This window comes from Arthrobacter sp. 05T423 (assembly GCF_056396245.1).
Window position 1 is genome coordinate 1 of the sequence record NZ_JBFTLC010000020.1, and the last position, 16,633, is coordinate 16,633.

Annotated in this window: 16 protein-coding genes; 5 read left to right on the forward strand and 11 right to left on the reverse strand. The window is 66.9% G+C overall.

Annotated elements, in window-relative coordinates; genetic code table 11:
• Window positions 1–539, reverse strand: a 539-nt coding sequence (locus AC1DFE_RS14890) for an ABC transporter substrate-binding protein (RefSeq protein ID WP_476906722.1), incomplete at its 3' end; no start/stop codon positions are given.
• Between the two features lie 147 nt (window positions 540–686).
• Window positions 687–1,853: an RtcB family protein gene (locus AC1DFE_RS14895; RefSeq protein ID WP_476906650.1), complete on the reverse strand. Its 1,167-nt coding sequence runs from the start codon at window positions 1,851–1,853 to the stop codon at window positions 687–689.
• Window positions 1,854–1,928: 75 nt separating this feature from the next.
• Between AC1DFE_RS14895 and AC1DFE_RS14900 the strand changes: the two genes are divergently transcribed.
• On the forward strand, window positions 1,929–2,366 hold the full coding sequence (locus AC1DFE_RS14900) for an SRPBCC family protein (protein WP_476906651.1): 438 nt from the start codon (window positions 1,929–1,931) through the stop codon (window positions 2,364–2,366).
• Between the two features lie 90 nt (window positions 2,367–2,456).
• On the opposite strand, the gene AC1DFE_RS14905 is transcribed toward AC1DFE_RS14900, so the two are convergent.
• From AC1DFE_RS14905 to AC1DFE_RS14925, 5 genes are all read right to left on the reverse strand, one after another.
• Window positions 2,457–3,878, reverse strand: coding sequence for a sulfate adenylyltransferase subunit 1 (locus AC1DFE_RS14905; RefSeq protein WP_476906652.1), 1,422 nt, complete (start codon window positions 3,876–3,878; stop codon window positions 2,457–2,459).
• Window positions 3,878–4,825, reverse strand: coding sequence for a sulfate adenylyltransferase subunit CysD (cysD, locus tag AC1DFE_RS14910; RefSeq protein ID WP_476906653.1), 948 nt, complete (start codon window positions 4,823–4,825; stop codon window positions 3,878–3,880). The genes AC1DFE_RS14905 and cysD overlap by 1 nt, the downstream gene beginning before the upstream one ends.
• Window positions 4,822–5,565, reverse strand: coding sequence for a phosphoadenylyl-sulfate reductase (locus tag AC1DFE_RS14915; protein ID WP_476906654.1), 744 nt, complete (start codon window positions 5,563–5,565; stop codon window positions 4,822–4,824). Before AC1DFE_RS14915 ends, cysD begins: the two co-directional genes overlap by 4 nt.
• Window positions 5,529–7,268, reverse strand: a complete 1,740-nt coding sequence (locus AC1DFE_RS14920) for a nitrite/sulfite reductase (protein ID WP_476906655.1) — start codon at window positions 7,266–7,268, stop codon at window positions 5,529–5,531. Before AC1DFE_RS14920 ends, AC1DFE_RS14915 begins: the two co-directional genes overlap by 37 nt.
• 156 nt (window positions 7,269–7,424) lie before the next feature.
• Entirely contained in the window at window positions 7,425–8,243 is an 819-nt protein-coding gene (locus tag AC1DFE_RS14925) for a sirohydrochlorin chelatase (protein ID WP_476906656.1), read from the reverse strand.
• A 60-nt stretch (window positions 8,244–8,303) separates the two neighbouring features.
• Here AC1DFE_RS14925 and AC1DFE_RS14930 point away from each other — a divergent pair, with 60 nt between their 5' ends.
• Window positions 8,304–8,975, forward strand: a complete 672-nt coding sequence (locus AC1DFE_RS14930; RefSeq protein ID WP_476906657.1) for a trimeric intracellular cation channel family protein — start codon at window positions 8,304–8,306, stop codon at window positions 8,973–8,975.
• A gap of 14 nt (window positions 8,976–8,989) precedes the next feature.
• Complete coding sequence (locus tag AC1DFE_RS14935; protein WP_476906658.1) at window positions 8,990–9,412, forward strand: hypothetical protein; 423 nt, start codon at window positions 8,990–8,992, stop codon at window positions 9,410–9,412.
• 109 nt (window positions 9,413–9,521) lie between these two features.
• On the opposite strand, the gene AC1DFE_RS14940 is transcribed toward AC1DFE_RS14935, so the two are convergent.
• From AC1DFE_RS14940 to AC1DFE_RS14955, 4 genes are all read right to left on the reverse strand, one after another.
• Window positions 9,522–10,361: a DUF559 domain-containing protein gene (locus tag AC1DFE_RS14940; RefSeq protein WP_476906659.1), complete on the reverse strand. Its 840-nt coding sequence runs from the start codon at window positions 10,359–10,361 to the stop codon at window positions 9,522–9,524.
• Window positions 10,362–10,797: 436 nt separating this feature from the next.
• Window positions 10,798–11,898: a polyprenyl synthetase family protein gene (locus AC1DFE_RS14945; RefSeq protein WP_476906660.1), complete on the reverse strand. Its 1,101-nt coding sequence runs from the start codon at window positions 11,896–11,898 to the stop codon at window positions 10,798–10,800.
• Between the two features lie 9 nt (window positions 11,899–11,907).
• Complete coding sequence (locus AC1DFE_RS14950; protein WP_476906661.1) at window positions 11,908–13,242, reverse strand: geranylgeranyl reductase family protein; 1,335 nt, start codon at window positions 13,240–13,242, stop codon at window positions 11,908–11,910.
• A 4-nt stretch (window positions 13,243–13,246) separates the two neighbouring features.
• Window positions 13,247–14,026: a demethylmenaquinone methyltransferase gene (locus AC1DFE_RS14955; protein ID WP_476906662.1), complete on the reverse strand. Its 780-nt coding sequence runs from the start codon at window positions 14,024–14,026 to the stop codon at window positions 13,247–13,249.
• A 101-nt stretch (window positions 14,027–14,127) separates the two neighbouring features.
• On the opposite strand from AC1DFE_RS14955, the gene AC1DFE_RS14960 reads away from it, so the two are divergent.
• Window positions 14,128–15,480, forward strand: coding sequence for an isochorismate synthase (locus AC1DFE_RS14960; protein WP_476906663.1), 1,353 nt, complete (start codon window positions 14,128–14,130; stop codon window positions 15,478–15,480).
• 177 nt (window positions 15,481–15,657) lie between these two features.
• On the forward strand, window positions 15,658–16,614 hold the full coding sequence (locus AC1DFE_RS14965) for an ABC transporter substrate-binding protein (protein WP_476906664.1): 957 nt from the start codon (window positions 15,658–15,660) through the stop codon (window positions 16,612–16,614).
• Window positions 16,615–16,633: the final 19 nt, after the last annotated feature.

Genomic DNA, 16,633 nt, shown 5'->3' on the forward strand with positions numbered 1-16,633 from the left:
AGCCACGCGCGCAGCGCCACGTCCTGCGTGCCGCCCAACTGCGGGGAGGCCAGGGTCTTGCCCTTCAGGTCCGCCGCCGTCTTGATTTCCGGCTTCACCACCAGCTGCGCGCCGCCGGAGGCCGCCCCCGCGATGACCCTGATGGACTCGCCCTTGCTCTTGACAAACGAGTTGATGGCCGGGTTCGGGCCGATGTACGTGGCATCGATCGCACCGGCGTTCAGCGCCTCGATCGCGGCCGGGCCGGCGTTGAACACCTGCGTGGACAGCTTGGTGCCGCCCAGCTCCTTCGCGATGAAACCCTGTCTCACTCCGACCAGCGCCGAGGCGTGGGTGATGTTCCCGAAGTAACCCAGCTTCAGCTCCGCTGCAGGGGTGCCCGCTGCGTCAGGGGCTGCCGAGGCATTGGAATCCCGGGCCACAGCCGACGCAACAACTGCGCCCACGCTGATCAGCAGGACGAGTCCAAGAGCCAGCGCCGCTTCCAGGGCACGGCGGCGCTTGGGCGTCTGGCTTTCGCCGGCCACAATGCGGGTCATGCCCGGCCTGGAAGTACTCATGGATTCACCATAGGGACTGGCCCAAACAGGGTTCAACGGAGCGGAAACCCGGGGTCATGCAGGTTCATGCAACGTCACATTCAGCCACAAAATCGGCCCGCCCGTGCGCCCTTAACATTTCAGGGGCTAATCCCCCTTGACATTAACGAGCTGACGCAGCTTGTGCCGTACCTTCACGAGGTCGGAGGCATCGCGCATGACCTGGTCGATGGGCTTGTAGGCCGCCGGGATCTCATCGATGAAGGCCTCGGTGGCCCGGAACTCGATGCCGTGCATGGCCTCCTTCAGCTGGGCAAGCGAGAACGTCTTGCGCGCCGCGGTACGCGAATACTCCCTGCCGGCACCGTGCGGCGACGAGTTCAATGAGGCGGCGTTGCCGAGCCCCTCAACGACGTAGGACGCCGTCCCCATGGACCCGGGGATCAGGCCGAGGTCGCCGGTTTCCGCCCTGATGGCGCCCTTGCGCGACACCCAGACCGACTTTCCGTAGTGCGTCTCCTGCTGCGTGAAGTTGTGGTGGCAGTTGATCCTTTCGGTCCCCGTGACGGGTCCGCCGACCCAGTCGCCGAACTGCCGGATCAGGCGGTCCATCATCTCCTCGCGGTTCAGCAGGGCGAAGTGCTGTGCCCAGCGCAACTCCTTGATGTACCGGGTGAACGCCGGAGTGCCCTCTTCCAGATACGCGAGGTCCGGGTCCTCCAGGGTGACGTGCTTGTCCCGTGCGATTCCCTGCGCCACCTTGATGTGGTGCTGGGCGATCTTGTTGCCGACGCCGCGTGAGCCCGAATGCAGGAACAGCCAGACGGCGTCGGTCTCATCCGCGCACACCTCGATGAAGTGGTTGCCGGAGCCGAGCGAGCCGAGTTGCAGGTCCCATTTCGCCACGTACTGTGCAGGGTTGAACCCGGCCTTCTCGGCCCGCCTGTGCAGTTCGGCGATGCGCGGCTCAGCGGTGGCCGTCACCTTGCGGTTGTTGTGGCCCGCGGACAACGGGATGGCCCGCTCGATGTTCTCACGCAGCGGCTTCCGGTCCCGGGGCAGTTCCTTGAGGGCGTACTGGGTCCGGACCGCAATCATGCCGCAGCCGATGTCCACCCCGACGGCGGCCGGAATGATGGCGCCCAGCGTCGGAATGACGGATCCCACCGTTGCGCCCTTGCCCAGATGCGCGTCCGGCATCAGTGCCAGGTGCGGGTAGATGAAGGGCAGGCGTGAGGTTGTCAGGGCCTGCTCCCGGGTCTTGTCGTCCAGGATCGAGGCCCAGTTGATGAGCCGGCTGGTGATGGATTCCACGTACCCTCCTGCGACTGAACGAGGACTAACGTAATTTCTAGGCTAACCCTCGGCCTCTTAAGAAGGAGACGCAACATGGTGGACGTTCAGACAGAGGTCGTTATCCGGCGGCCGCGGGATGTCGTGGCAGAGTACGCCTCTAACCCCGACAACGCCCCGCAGTGGTACGACAACATCCACTCTTCACGGCGGCTGACGACCGGACCGATCGACGTCGGATCCAAGGTTGCCTTCACTGCCAAGTTCCTGGGCCGGGACCTGAACTACACCTACGAATTCATCGAGCACGTCCCGGGCGAGAAGCTTGTGATGCGCACCGCCCAGGGTCCCTTTCCCATGCAGACGACCTACACCTGGTCAGAGGTCAGCGGGGGGACGAGGATGACGCTTGGCAACAGGGGCAAGCCATCGGGCTTCTCGCAGCTCGCGGGGCTGTTCATGGCGCCAATGATCCGCAGAGCAACGCGCAAGGACCTGCAAAAGCTCAAGTCGGTCCTCGAAGCCGGCGTCTAACGTCCGGCACATAACGCGGGCTCGCCGGAACGCAGCGAGGCCGCCGTACGGATACGGCGGCCCCGTGCTCTTCCGGCGAATTCGGCGGAATCAGATGCTGTAGCGCTCGTCCTCGTGGTCGCCCGGGTGGTCCTTGACCAGGCCGGCGGCGAGGGTGTTGCCGTCGAGCGGGTCGATCACCAGGAACGCGCCCGTGCGGCGGTGGTGCAGGTAGTTCTCGAGCGGCAGCGGCGCCGCGAGCCGGAGCTGCGCGTGGCCGATGTCGTTGAGCTCCAGGCTGGAGGCACCCTCGAGGTTGAAGGTGGCCAGGTCCAGCTTGCCGTTGACGCTGCGGACCAGCGCCTGAACGGTGCGGGTGCCGTGCTTGACCAGGACCTTGGCGCCCTCGCGGAGCGGCTTCGGGGACAGCCAGCACAGCTGCGCGTACAGGTCGGCCGAGCTCTCGCGGACGGTGCCGGCGGCGGCGATCGTGTCACCGCGGGCGACGTCGAACTCGTCGGCCAAGCGGATCGCCACGGACTGCGGCGCGACGGCTTCCTCCAGCGAGGTTCCGGCGAAGTCAATGCCCGTCACCGTGGTGGTGCGCGGGTCCTGGCCGGGGGTCAGCACGCTGACCTGGTCGCCCACCTTCACCGAGCCCTCGGTGATCTGCCCGGCGTAGGCGCGGTAGTCGCGGTATTCCTCGACGTCGAGCCCGCCGGCAATGGCGTCCGGTGCCAGCGCGCCCTGAGGCCGTATCACCAGCTGCACCGGGAAGCGGAAGCTCTCCAGGTGGCTTTCGAGCTCATCGGCGGCGGGCAGCGTCTCGAGCACCTCGAGCAGCGCCGGGCCGGTGTACCAGGGGGTGCGCTCCGAGCGCTCCACCACGTTGTCGCCGTCGAGCGCGGAAACCGGAACCACCAGCAGGTCGGCGATGCCATCGGAGCCGAGGCCCAGTTCGCGGCCCACGCGCTGCACGTCGGCCTCGATCTCGCGGAACACGGTCTCGCTGAAGTCCACCAGGTCGATCTTGTTCACGGCCACGATCACGTGTGCCACGCGCAGCAGCTGCAGCACGGACAGGTGCCGGCGGGTCTGCTCCAGGACACCCTTGCGGGCGTCAATGAGGACGACGACGGCATCCGCGGTGGACGCGCCGGTCACCGTGTTCTTGGTGTACTGCACGTGCCCGGGGCAGTCCGCCAGGATGAAGCTGCGGCGGTCCGTGGCGAAGTAGCGGTAGGCGACGTCGATGGTGATGCCCTGCTCGCGCTCGGCACGCAGGCCGTCGGTCAGCAGGGCGAGGTCGATGCCGCCGGCCGCGCCGCCGAAGCCGCGGTCGGCCGAGGTGCGGGCAACGGCGTCGAGCTGGTCGGCCAGGATCGCCTTGGAGTCGTGCAGGAGGCGCCCCACCAAAGTGGACTTCCCGTCGTCGACCGATCCGGCGGTGGCGAAGCGGAACAGCGAGGCGGAAGCGAGCGGGGCTTCGTCCAGGAGCGCCGCGGCGCGGGCGGTGTCAATGTCGGTAGTCATTAGAAGTAGCCGTCCTTCTTGCGGTCTTCCATGGCAGCCTCGGAGATGCGGTCATCCGCACGGGTGGCGCCACGTTCGGTGATGGTGGAGGCGGCAACTTCGATCACGACGTCGCGCACTGTAGCGGCAGCCGACTCAACGGCGCCGGTGCAGGACATGTCACCGACCGTACGGTAGCGGACGGTCTTGGTGATGACTTCCTCGTGCGGCAGCGGCTGGGACACCTCGCCCACCGCACGCCACATGCCGTCGCGGGCAAAGACCTCGCGGTCGTGGGCGTAGTACAGGCCCGGAAGTTCGATGTTTTCGCGCTCGATGTAGCGCCACACGTCCAGCTCGGTCCAGTTGCTGATGGGGAACGCACGGACGTGCTGGCCCACGGTGTGGCGGCCGTTGTACAGGTTCCACAGCTCGGGGCGCTGGTTGCGCGGGTCCCACTGGCCGAACTCGTCGCGCAGGCTCAGGATGCGCTCCTTGGCGCGGGCCTTGTCCTCATCGCGGCGGCCGCCGCCGAAGACGGCGTCGAACTTGTTCGACTGGATGGCGTCCAGCAGCGGGACGGTCTGCAGCGGGTTGCGGGTGCCGTCGGCACGCTCGGCCAGCTCGCCGCGGTCGATGAACTCCTGCACGGAGCCGACGACGAGCTTCAGTCCCAGCCGTTCCACCGTCCGGTCGCGGAACTCGATGACCTCGGGGAAGTTGTGGCCGGTGTCCACGTGCAGCACGGGGAAGGGAACCTTGCCCGGCCAGAACGCCTTGGTGGCCAGGTGCAGCATGACCACGGAGTCCTTGCCGCCGGAGAACAGCAGTGCCGGCTTCTCGAACTCGGCCACAACCTCGCGGATGATGTGGATCGCTTCGGATTCGAGGGTGTCCAGGCTGGAGAGGCGCGTTGATGCAGCTGCGTCGGTCACCAGGGTGGTCTCCTCAGTTAGGAAAGTGCTCATACGTGTAGTCCGCATTCTGTCTTGTCGGATCCTGCCCAGCGGCCGGCGCGGGGGTCATCGCCGGGCGCTACCTTGCGTGTGCAGGGCTGGCAGCCAATGGACGGGTAGCCCTGTGAAAGCAGCGGGTTGACGGGAAGGAGGTTGTCGTCGGAGTACTGGACGAGCTGGTCGAAGCTCCAGGCCGCCACCGGGTTGACCTTGACCAGGCCGTTGGCTTCGTCCCAAGTGATCAGCGGGGTGTTGGTGCGGGTGGGCGCTTCGTCGCGGCGCACGCCGGTGAACCACAGTTCGTAGCCGGCCAGGGTGCGGCGCAGCGGAGCCACCTTGCGCAGGGCGCAGCACTGGGCGGCGTCGCGGGCGAAGAGGTCCTTGCCGAGCAGCCGGTCCTGCTGCTCCACGGTGTTCTCCGGGAGGACGTCCACCACGTTGACGCGCAGGTTCGCGGCCACCTCGTCACGCGTGGCGTAGGTTTCCGGGAAGTGGTAGCCGGTCTCCAGGAACAGGACGTCGACACCGGGAAGCTGGTCGGCGACCAGCGCCGGCAGGACGGCGTCGGCCATGGAGCAGGCGACGGCGACGGCGGGCATGTCGAAGTTGCGCTCGACCCAGGCGATGACGTCGCGGGCAGGGGCGTCCCAGCCGAGCTCGGCGGCGCCGGCCTCGGCCAAGGCCCTCAGCTCCTCGTGCGAGCGGAGTGCGGTAGTCACTGGAGTGCCTCCTCGTCTGCTGCGTGGGCCCACTCGGCGAAGGTCTGGCCCTCGGCACGGTCGGCGACGAACTTGCGGACAACCCGTTCGACGTAGTCGGGCAGGTCGGCGACGTAAACCTTCAGGCCGCGGACGGTTCGTCCCAGGCCGGCTTCGTCGCGTTCAACGGAAGCCAGCCCGCCGCCCAGGTGGACCTGGAAACCCGGGGTGGGGTCGCCGTCGGGCGTGGGAAGCATCATGCCCTTGAGTCCGATGTCCGCGGTCTGGATGCGGGCGCAGGAGTTGGGGCAACCATTGATGTGCAGGGACAGGGCCTGCGGGAGCTGGCCGCTGTCCGCGAGGTCGGCGAGGCGGCGTTCCAGCTCGGCAATAGCCGTGGCAGCGGTGACCTTGGTTTCCACGATGGCCAGCTTGCAGTACTCGATGCCGGTGCAGGCGATGGTGCCTCGGCGGAACACGGACGGGCGGGCGGACAGGCCCAGGGCGTCGAGTTCGGCCACGAGCGGCTCCACCTCGTCCTTGGGAACATCCAGCACCACGATCTTCTGGTGCGGCGTGGTACGCAGGCGGTATGAGCCACGGGCCTCGAGGGTGTCGGCGAGCTTCACCAGCTGCGCGCCGGAGAGCCGGCCGGCAATCGGGGTGGCACCGATGAAGAACTTGCCGTCCTTCTGCTCGTGCACGCCCACGTGGTCGCCCGGGGTGGACGGCTTGGGGGCGGCGGGGCCGTCGGCCAGCTTGTAGCCGAGGTATTCGTCCTCGAGGATCTGGCGGAACTTCTCCGGACCCCAGTCGGCCATGAGGAACTTCAGGCGCGCCTTGGTGCGCATGCGGCGGTAGCCGTAGTCGCGGAAGATGCTGGTGACGCCGAGCCACACATCCGCGGCCTGCTCCGGCGTGACGAAGGCGCCGAGGCGCTTGCCGAGCATCGGGTTGGTGGACAGCGCGCCGCCGGCCCAGAGGTCGTAGCCGATGCCAAGTTCGGGGTGCTTGACGCCAACCAGCGCGAAGTCATTGATCTCGTGCACCACATCCTGGCTGGGGTGGCCGGTGATGGCGGTCTTGTACTTGCGCGGCAGGTTGGACAGCAGCGGGTTGCCGATAAACCGCTCGCCCAGCTCTTCGATGAGCGGGGTAGGGTCGATGATCTCGTCCTTGGCAATGCCGGCCACGGGCGAGCCGAGGATGACGCGGGGAACGTCGCCGCAGGCCTCGGTGGTGGACAGGCCGTTGCTCTCGAGCCGGCGCCAGATCTCGGGGATGTCCTCCACGCGGATCCAGTGCAGCTGGATGTTCTGGCGGTCCGTGAGGTCCGCGGAATCACGCGCGAAGTCAACGGAGATCTGGCCGATGACGCGCAGCTGCTCGGTGGTCAGCGCACCGCCGTCGATGCGGACGCGGAGCATGAAGTACTTGTCCTCAAGCTCGTGCGGCTCGAGCGTGGCGGTCTTGCCGCCGTCGATCCCGGGCTTGCGCTGGGTGTACAGGCCCCACCAGCGGAAGCGGCCGTGCAGGTCCTGGCCGGGGATGGCGTCGAAGCCTTCCTTGGCGTAGATGGACTCGATACGCTCGCGGACGTTGAGGCCGTCGTCTTCCTGCTTCCAGGTTTCGTTGGCATTAAGCGGCGTGGTTCCGTCCACCTTCCACTGGCCGTGGGGCTTGGCGGCGGGGCGGGAGGCACGGGCCGGGCGCGCGGGCTTGTCCGTGGCCGCTCCGGCTAGAGCTGTATCAGTCATGCATCGACTGTAGGGCCGCCCCGAAACACGTCACAAAGGCCCGGAAATGCTAAGTCACCTAAGGAAACATTTCGTCATGACTCGCCGGGAGGCCTTGAACGGCGCCGCCCGCTGTGCTTCGGGAGGCTACGGTTCCGGGCGTTTTCCGGGACTCGTTCAGGACTTGACGGCGAGGGCCGCGAGGGCTGCGTCGTACCGTTCCAGTGCGATCTCAGCGACTACCGGTGAGGGCAGCAGCGGCTCGGTCACCAGGTCCGCCCCGGCCTTGCCAAGCTGGTCGTGGAAGAAGCCCGGCGCCAGGAGATAGGAGGCCACCACCACGCGGCCGCCGACGCTCACTCCCCCGGCCGACTCCCCCGCCCCGGCGCCGCCCGCGGCCTCCTCGCGGAGCATGGCCACCGCTTCCGGCACCGACGGCTTGGCCGAGGCGCCATAGGCGGGAACGATCCGGTTGGAGCGCAGTGCCCCCAACTGGCCGGCCAGTTCCTCGACGCTGACCGCGGCGTTCGGATTGGACGAGCCGGCGGCGGCGAGGACGATCGCGTCGTTGTCGGTAACCCCGGCCTCCATCAGCCGCTGGTCCAGCAGGGCGGCGAGTCGGGGGTCGGGTCCCAGCGGCGCCGCGGCCGCCGTGCCGGGCCGGCTCCTAACGGCCTTCGCGATGTCCACCTTCACGTGGTAGCCAACGCTCAGCAGCAAAGGGACCACGACGGCGGACGCCCCGGCGGCGGATTCCTCCCCGCCGGCTTGAGGTGCTGAGCCGCCGGAGACGGGTGCCGAGCCCCCGGCGGCGGATTCCTCCGAAAGCCCGGCCACCACGTCCACCAGATCGGGCTGCTGGACGTCCACATATGCTTCGCGGACGTCGAGCCCCGGACGCAGCGCGGCGATGGCGTCACGGAGGGCGTTAACCTCGGCGGCTCCCTGCGCGTTGGAGGTCCCATGGGCACAGGCGATCAGGATCGGGCTATTCATAGGGGCTAGCGTAACGTTGGAGCTGCACTGTCCGCCCCCTGAAATTTGCCGGGACGCCCCATGACATTCTCCTTTGACATCGCCCTGGCATGGCTCGACCTGGCCGGCATCTTCTTTTTCGCGGTGTCCGGATCGCTGCTCGCCGCACGGAAGCAGTTCGACGTCGTCGGGTCCCTCCTGCTCGCCTCCCTGGTCTCGCTTGGAGGCGGCGTGATCCGCGACATCATCCTTAATTCCGGCCCGCCCGCCGCGTTCAGCAACCCGGCCTACCTGGTGCCGCCACTGCTGGCCACGGTGCTGGTGTACTTCCTGTTCTCCAGCGTGCAGCGTTTCACCTCGCTGCTCATCCTTTTCGATGCCGCCGGCCTTGCCCTGTTTTGCATCACAGGTACGCTCAAGGCGCTGTCTCTCGGGATGAACCCCGTGGCCGCCGTCCTGCTCGGGGTCACGACGGCCGTGGGCGGAGGGCTGCTGCGCGACATCACCGCCAACGAGGTGCCCCAGCTGTTCGATGCCCGGGATCTCTACGCGCTGCCTGCCTTCTTGGGCGCCGCGCTCACCACAACCTTGTGGTTGCTGGGTGCGTTCAACGCCATCTCCGCATGCGCCGTGGCGGCCCTGGTGTTCGCGTTCCGCGTGGTGGCCTGGCGCCGGTCGTGGCGCATTCCGCTGGCTGTCCGCGGATGGCACCGGCTGGGCCTGGAACCCGGGAATTCGAGGGGCCGGGATTAGCTAGGATAAGAGCCATGACTGACATGTTCCTCGAGAAGTTCCGTGCGCTTGTTCCGAAGTATCTCGAAGACGAATGGCAGGAAGAGGACGGGCTGCCCGCCGAGGAGCTGGACGCAGAGCTCTCCGATCACCAATTCACCATCCCCCTGGTGCTGCGCGAATTCTACCTGGCGCTGGGCGGTTGCGAGGACCTCATGGAGGCCTACCACTACTTCTGGGACCCCGAGGAACTCGAAGTGGACGACGAAGGCTTCCTCATGTTCCTCGAGGACGAGGAAGAGAACTTCACCTGGGGCTTCCGGGTGGGCGACCTCGGCGTCCCGGACCCCATCGTGTACCGACGGAACAACGCCCGCGGCCAGTGGAAGAGCGAAGAAGGCACCTTCTCGGAGTTCGTCTTCGACATGTTCGACTGGGCCTTCAACGACGAGGACTAGTTTTTCCTGCGCTGCCCGTCCTGACCTTGTTTGCCCGCCGACGTACCGCGATTCGCCGCTTTCCCCGGCGTGTCGCGGTACCGCGGCCGCAAAGTAGGTCACGACGGCATCACTCAGGGGCAAACCTGCCAAGTGTTCGCAGACGGAGCACAGCCAGGACGTCTTCTACCATGGCCTCGGGGTTATGGACCACGTCGTCGTAGTAATAGGGCAGCGTAAGAAACCCCCCGCGCATGCCGGCGTTGTTTCTCCGCTGATCTTTCTTGACCTGCCGGGGTTCAAAGTGCGTGGACCTGTCCAACTCCACCACGAGGCATTCCTCAACCAGACAGTCAACCTCGCCCACACCAGGCAGGGGAACATGCATGCGGACAGTGAGTCCGGCCCGGACAAAGTGGGTGTGGGCCAGGACCTCCAGCACAGAATCAGCCCGCGGTATCAGCAGACCCAGCACCGCGCGGGCGCGGCCATTCCTGTTCCCGATGAGTTTGCCCCTCAGGAAGTCTGCGGATATCTGGCCCCGACCGGTGGCTGACTGTACCAGCGAGAGCGCTTCAAGCTCCGGTAGGCACTTTAATGCGTGCAGGAGCACGTCGGCCAAGCCCGCCACTGGATAGCCCGCTGCGGATGCATGCAGACATGGAGCGTGGTCAATCACGCCGACCTTCGGCACCCCATTGCCGCAACTCAGGTGCACTTCCCGTCGGGGATGAAGGGCCCACAGACTGTAGAAGCGGGCCGCCGACACGCACGTGAGCCGGCCGTTCGCCCTAAAGGCGGCCAGGACGCCGTCGTCCGCGGTGTGCAGTGCGTAGACCCCCCGCAGCGGCCGGTACAGGCGGCCGGCATCCACCGCAGCCTCAAGGGCGGGACGGCGGAACCCGGCGCGCAGCAGATCGGCCCGTTTGGCCGCTCCCCCGCGGTGTACAAGATATTTCTCAAGGTCCATCACTCTAAGGTCCGCGCGCCCAGGGCTGTTAGGGAGCCTCGGGTTTGCCTATGTGCACAAAACAGACACGGTCCGTCGTGACCCGGTTTCGCGGCCGATTCCTCAGGACGCGCCCCGACGACGGCGTGTCTTTCGGCGGGGGTGACCAAACAGGGTCAGAACGGCGGCAGCAGAGCTGCGTGACACGCGAATTAACAACAGATTTGGAAGATATGACAAACCTGTCATAGAGTGTTTCTCGGATCCACTGAATGCCTCCGGTGGATTTGATGCGAACGGAGAGACGGCCCCGGTTCCGCGCAGCGTTTGACTCGTGACGCTGCAAGGACCCGGGGCCGTTCCGTTTAAACCTGTCCCCCGCAAAGCGGTTAAGCCTGCCAGGGCCCAGCACCTCAACGGTGCCGGGCCCTGGCAGGCAAAACCAGCGGCCAAGGAACTAGCTGGCGCGATCCACCACTGCGTGCGCAAAGCTGGACAGCGAGGCCTTCACAACGCCTTCGGGCAGCGGGGCCAGGGCGGCGATGGCGTCGGCCGCCCAGGCGCGGGCCACCACCCAGGATTCCGCGGTGACGGGGTGCGCGCGCAGCCCGGCCACCGCTTTGGCGAGGGCCTCATCCGAGGAGAGGTCGCCGTCAATCAGCTTGAGAAGTTCGACGGCGGACTGGTCGCCCGCTGCTGCAGCGTTGCGGAGCAGCAGCACGGGCAGGGTAGGAACACCTTCGCGCAGGTCTGTACCCGGGGACTTGCCGGACTTGACCTTGACGCCCGTGACGTCAATGACGTCGTCGGCGAGCTGGAAGGCGACGCCCACCTTCTCGCCGTACTCCACCAGGACGTTTTCGTAGGCTTCGTCGGCGCCGGAGAAGATGGCGCCGAACTGGCCGGAAGCCGCCACCAGCGAACCGGTCTTGTCCGCGATCACGGACAGGTAGTGCTCCACCGGGTCCTCGTCCGGGCGCGGCCCCACGGTTTCGTGCAGCTGGCCCAGGCACAGCCGTTCGAAGGTGCGGGCCTGGATGCCCAGAGCGCGGGAGCCCAGCTCGGACACGAGGATGGAAGCGCGGGCGAAGATGAGGTCGCCGGTGAGGACGGCCACGGAGTTGCCCCAGACCTCGTGGGCCGTGGGTGCGCCGCGGCGGAAGGGCGCGGAGTCCATGACGTCATCGTGGTACAGGGTGGCCAGGTGCGTCAGTTCAACAACGACGGCGGCCTGCACCACGGCGGGCAGGGAGGCGTCGCCGAGGTGGGCGCAGAGCAGGGTCAGCAGGGGGCGGATGCGCTTGCCGCCGGCCTCCACGAGGTGCCGTGACGTTGCGTCAGCCAGGGGGTCGGAGTTTGCGATCGCTTCGCGGAGCTTCTTCTCCACCCGGGCCAGGTTGGTGGTGATGGCAGGACCCAGGTCGGGGTCTTCCGCGATGGCCGCGAAGCCCGCCGGCAGTTGCAGTCCGGTGGCGATGGCGGTGGTGTTGAGGCTGGGTTCGGAGTCCGGCAGGCCGTGCCCGGCGTGCGTCCAGCTGTGGTTCGCGGAGTTGGTCACGGGTTAACCCTAACTATTTGTTGCGGAAACCGCTGATTTGGGGCCGGAGGGGGCGAGGGCGGAAGTATTGGAGGTGGCCGGGACCAGCAGTTCGAGCACGCGGATGACGCGGTCCTCGAAGCCCTTGGCCGACGGGTCGGTCAGGTTGGCCAGCAGCCGGACCACGAAGCGCATCAGCACAGGAATGGGCATCCCGGTCCGCAGTGCGAGCTTCATGACGACGGGCTTGCCAATCAGCGCTGCGAAGGCACGCCCCAGCGTGAAGTGGGAACCCCACTGTTCACGCACATAGTCCGCGTACCCTGCCAGCCGGGCGTCGGCGTCGGACGTGTTCCAGCCGCCCGAAGCTGAACGGGAATCAGCGTCGATGATGAATTCGGCCGCGAAGCGGGCGGATTCCATGGCATAGGAGATGCCCTCACCGTTGAACGGGGACACCATGCCGCCGGCGTCGCCGAGGAGCAGCAGGCCGGGCGAGTAGTGCGGGGTGCGGTTGAAGCCCATGGGCAGGGCGGCGCCGCGGATCTCCCCCACCTGGTTCTCGGGGGTGAAGCCCCATTCGGCGGGCATGCCGGCGGTCCACTCGCGGAGCACCTGCTTGTAGTCCAACTTGCCGAATTCCTTGGAGGAGTTGAGGATGCCGAGGCCCACGTTGGACGTGCCGTCGCCGACGCCGAACACCCAGCCGTAGCCGGGAAGCAGCTTGCCGTCGCGTCCGGGGAGCTCCAGCCAGCCTTCCATCCAGTCGTCATCGTGCCGCGGCGAGGTGAAGTAGGTGCGGACGGCGACGCCCAGGGGCCGGTCGTCGCGCTTCTGGATGCCGAGGGAAACAGCGGTCCGGGTGGAGTTGCCGTCAGCGGCAAGCACGACGTCGGCACTGAAGTCGAGCGTCTCCCCCGTCTTCCGTCCGGACTCGTCCAGGAGCGCTGCTCGCACGCCGGTCACGCGGCCGTCGCCGTTGCGGAGCGCCTCGGTCACGCTGTGCCGTTCCAGGACCGTGGCGCCGGCAGACTGCGCGTGGCGGGCAAGTTCCTCATCGAAACCCAGGCGGGTGCGGATCAGTCCGTACTGCGGAAAGTCGGACACCTCGGGCCAGGGCAGTTCGAGGCTGCGGCCGCCAGCGAGCAGGCGCAGGCCCTTGTTCCGGCGCCAGCCGTCCTGCTCGGGATGCGGCAGGCCCAGCTTCTGGATTTCGCGGACAGCCCGCGGGGTGAGTCCGTCGCCGCACACTTTTTCGCGCGGGAAGCTGGTCTTTTCCAGGACCGTGACGTCGAGGCCGGCCTTGGCGAGGTAGTACGCGGCGGTGGATCCGGCGGGACCCGCGCCAACAATCAGTACTTTCACAGTGTCAGCGGGCGGTCCGCGGGAGGTTGCGGCGCAGCCTGGCCACCGGGCCGGTATGGGCGGCGATAGCCTCCGCCGAGCCGTTGCCGGTGAGCGGCTTGTGGGCCCGGTGAACGGCCACAATGCCGCCGCTCAGGTTGCGGTAGGTGACATCCTCCCAGCCGGATTCCTGCAGCCACGCGGCGAGGTGGTCCTGGTCCGGCCAGGCGCGGATGGACTCGGCGAGGTAGACGTAGGCATCCGGGTTGGAGGAGACCTTGGTGGCGATGGCGGGGAGTGCTCGCATGAGGTACTCGGTGTACATGGTGCGCCACAGCGGAACCACCGGCTGGGAGAACTCGGCGATAACCACCTTGCCGCCCGGCTTGGTGACCCGGAGCATCTCGGCCAGGGCCTTCTTGGGCTCATTGACGTTGCGCAGGCCGAAGGAGATTGTGCTGGCGTCGAAGGTGTTGTCGGCGAAGGGCAGGTTGGTGGCGTCACCGGCGATGAAGTCGATGTCGGGGCGGCGGCGCTTGCCCACCTTAAGCATGCCGAGGGAGAAATCGCAGGCCACCACGTTTATGCCGGCATCGGCATATGGCTCGCTGGAGGTTCCGGTTCCCGCGGCCAGGTCCAGGACGCGCTGGCCGGCCAGGACATCCATGGCTTCGACCACAACCTTGCGCCACCGGCGCGTCTGCCCCATCGAGAGGACATCGTTGACGACGTCGTATTTGGGTGCGACGTCGTCAAACATCGTGGCTACTTCGTCCGGACGCTTATCCAAGGATGCTCGGTTCACCCTGACAATCTACTCGAAATCACCGCAAGTTACTGTGCACGGCTGGCGGCGACCGGCAGGAACAGGAAGCTTCAGGCACCTGAGAGTACTGTTGACCCATCATGACCAGCACGCTCCGCACCCTGACAGTCCCTTTGGATGGAGAATCGGCTCCCGAGGGGCTGCCGTCGTATCTGGTCCGCGATGACGTGCTCTGCTGGACCCGCCGCGAGGCCGGCCTGGTGGGCTTCGGCGAGGCGGCGCGCTTCACCGCCACGGGCCCCGAGCGGTTCCTTGAGGCGGACATCTGGTGGCGCCACCTGGTCATCGAAGCGGACATCACCGACCACGTGGAGTGCCCCGGCACCGGCCCCGTCGCGTTCGGGTCCTTCGCATTCTCCAAGGCCTCTGCCCACGAATCCCGCCTGATCGTGCCGGAGATCGTGGTGGGCGTCCGGGACGGCCGCGCCTGGCTCACCCAGATAACGGCCGACGACGGCGAGCTCACCGAGGCGGGTGCGTTCGCTGCCCTGAAGGGGTGGCTGGAGTCGGGCCCGGCCGCCCCCGCCGGTTCCCCTACGGACGGCGGGCCGACGACGCGCCCTGCTGCCGCCGTCGTGCCTCCGGACCCGGCCACACTGGAGACGGGATCCCTCAGCGAAGCGGACTGGATGGATGCCGTGACCGCCGGCGTCGCCGAGATCCGGACAGGGAAACTGGAGAAGCTGGTCCTGGCGCGGGACGTGGTGGCCACGGTTCCCGAGGGGGTCAACGCCGCCGAGGTGCTGCGGCAGCTCGCCGGCCGGTACCGCGAGTGCTGGACCTATGGCGTGGACGGGCTGGTGGGTGCGACGCCCGAGATGCTCATCCAGGTGGAGGGCCGCACCGCCCAGGCCCGGGTTCTCGCCGGCACGCTGGACCGCCGGGACGCCGTGGGCGAGGCCGGGCTGCCGCTGGAGTATGCCGAGCGGGTCCTGGCCGGCTCGGAGAAACAGCGGCACGAGCACGAGATCGCCATCCAGTCGCTGACCACCCAGCTAGCGCCGTTCTCCGAGGCCATGAACGCCCATGACGAGCCGTTCATCCTGGAGCTGCCCAACGTGTGGCACCTCGCGTCCGACGTCAAGGCCGAGCTCACCGAGGTGGAGGGCCACGTCCCCACGTGCCTCGCCCTGATCAACGCGCTGCACCCCACCGCCGCTGTTTGCGGGACTCCCACTCAGGTGGCAGGGGCACTGATCAGGCAACTCGAACACCTGGACAGGGGGCCGTATGCCGGTCCGGTGGGCTGGCTGGACGCCGCGGGCAACGGTGAGTGGGGCATCGCGCTGCGCGGCGCCGTCATCGAGTCTCTAACGACTGTTCGGCTATATGCCGGCTGCGGAATTGTCGAGGGTTCGCAGCCCGAGGCGGAGCTCGCGGAGTCGTGGGCCAAGTTCCGGCCGATGCTCGAGTCGCTGGGGATCAGCAGCTGATCCAACCCGGCTAGACTGTCTGGCATCCCAGACGGCCTCCCCCTTGGAGCCCTTGCGCTTTGGCACTAAACAGTTATCCAATAGTGAAACTAAGTTACCTGTGACGCACATCTCCAGTTCGGCGATACACTATTACCCGCTTTAGTTCCGCATCCCCCCGCAACAAAAGGTAAGAATATGCAGATTTCCCGTTCGCTCGTGGGCAATTCGAAGCTCAAGGCAGCCACGGTTCTCGCCATTGGCGCCCTGGCGCTCTCAGCCTGCACCAACGCCTCGGAGACCGCCGCCCCCGGTGGTGCGGCGTCGCCGTCAGGCAGCGCCGCGGCCAGCTTCGACCCGACGACCATTCAGAAGGATGATGCGCTGGCAGCCGCGGTACCCGCCGCGATCAAGTCCAAAGGCACTCTTACTTTCGGATCGGACACCAGCTACGCGCCGGCCGAATTCATCGGGACGGACGGCCAGACCCCCGTCGGCTACGACGTGGACATCGCCAAGGCGATCGGCGCCACCCTCGGCCTGAAGGTACAGGTCCAGACGTCCGAATTCACCGGCATCCTGCCCGCGCTCGGCCCGAAGTATGACCTCGGCATTTCCTCCTTCACCATCAACAAGGAACGCCTCGGCGCCGTCAACATGGTCAGCTACTTCAACGCCGGCACCACCTGGGCCGTAAAGAAGGGCAACCCGAAGAACTTCTCGCTGGACGACGTCTGCGGCAAGTCCATCGGTGTCCAGACCGGCACGGTGCAGGAAGATCCCGATCTTTCCGCACGCAACAAGAAGTGCGTGTCAGAGGGCAAGCAGCCCATCAACATCATCACGCTGAAGAACCAGACCGACGTCACCACCCGTCTGGTCAACGGCAGCATCGACGCCATGGCAGCGGACTCCCCTATCATCGGCTACGCCCTGGCGCAGACCAACGGCCAGCTGGAGAAGCTCGGCGACGTCTACGACTCTGCCCCGCAGGGAATCGCGGTGGCGAAGTCGGACAAGGCCCTGGCCGACCTGGTCCAGAAGACCCTCACCAAGCTCATGGCTGACGGCTCATACAAGAAGATCCTTGACGGCTGGGGCAATGGCGATGGCGCCATCACCAAATCCGAAGTTAACCCGGCGGCAGGCTCTTGAGCGCTACCGTCACCGACCA

Coding starts and splice junctions, on each gene's coding strand:
- AC1DFE_RS14925 (WP_476906656.1), bottom strand. CDS start 8,243: ATGAATAGCCCGATCCTGATCGCCTGTGCCCATGGGACCTCCAACGCG.
- AC1DFE_RS14940 (WP_476906659.1), bottom strand. CDS start 10,361: ATGGACCTTGAGAAATATCTTGTACACCGCGGGGGAGCGGCCAAACGG.
- AC1DFE_RS14935 (WP_476906658.1), top strand. CDS start 8,990: ATGACTGACATGTTCCTCGAGAAGTTCCGTGCGCTTGTTCCGAAGTAT.
- AC1DFE_RS14965 (WP_476906664.1), top strand. CDS start 15,658: ATGCAGATTTCCCGTTCGCTCGTGGGCAATTCGAAGCTCAAGGCAGCC.
- AC1DFE_RS14900 (WP_476906651.1), top strand. CDS start 1,929: ATGGTGGACGTTCAGACAGAGGTCGTTATCCGGCGGCCGCGGGATGTC.
- AC1DFE_RS14905 (WP_476906652.1), bottom strand. CDS start 3,878: ATGACTACCGACATTGACACCGCCCGCGCCGCGGCGCTCCTGGACGAA.
- AC1DFE_RS14960 (WP_476906663.1), top strand. CDS start 14,128: ATGACCAGCACGCTCCGCACCCTGACAGTCCCTTTGGATGGAGAATCG.
- AC1DFE_RS14930 (WP_476906657.1), top strand. CDS start 8,304: ATGACATTCTCCTTTGACATCGCCCTGGCATGGCTCGACCTGGCCGGC.
- AC1DFE_RS14920 (WP_476906655.1), bottom strand. CDS start 7,268: ATGACTGATACAGCTCTAGCCGGAGCGGCCACGGACAAGCCCGCGCGC.
- cysD (WP_476906653.1), bottom strand. CDS start 4,825: ATGAGCACTTTCCTAACTGAGGAGACCACCCTGGTGACCGACGCAGCT.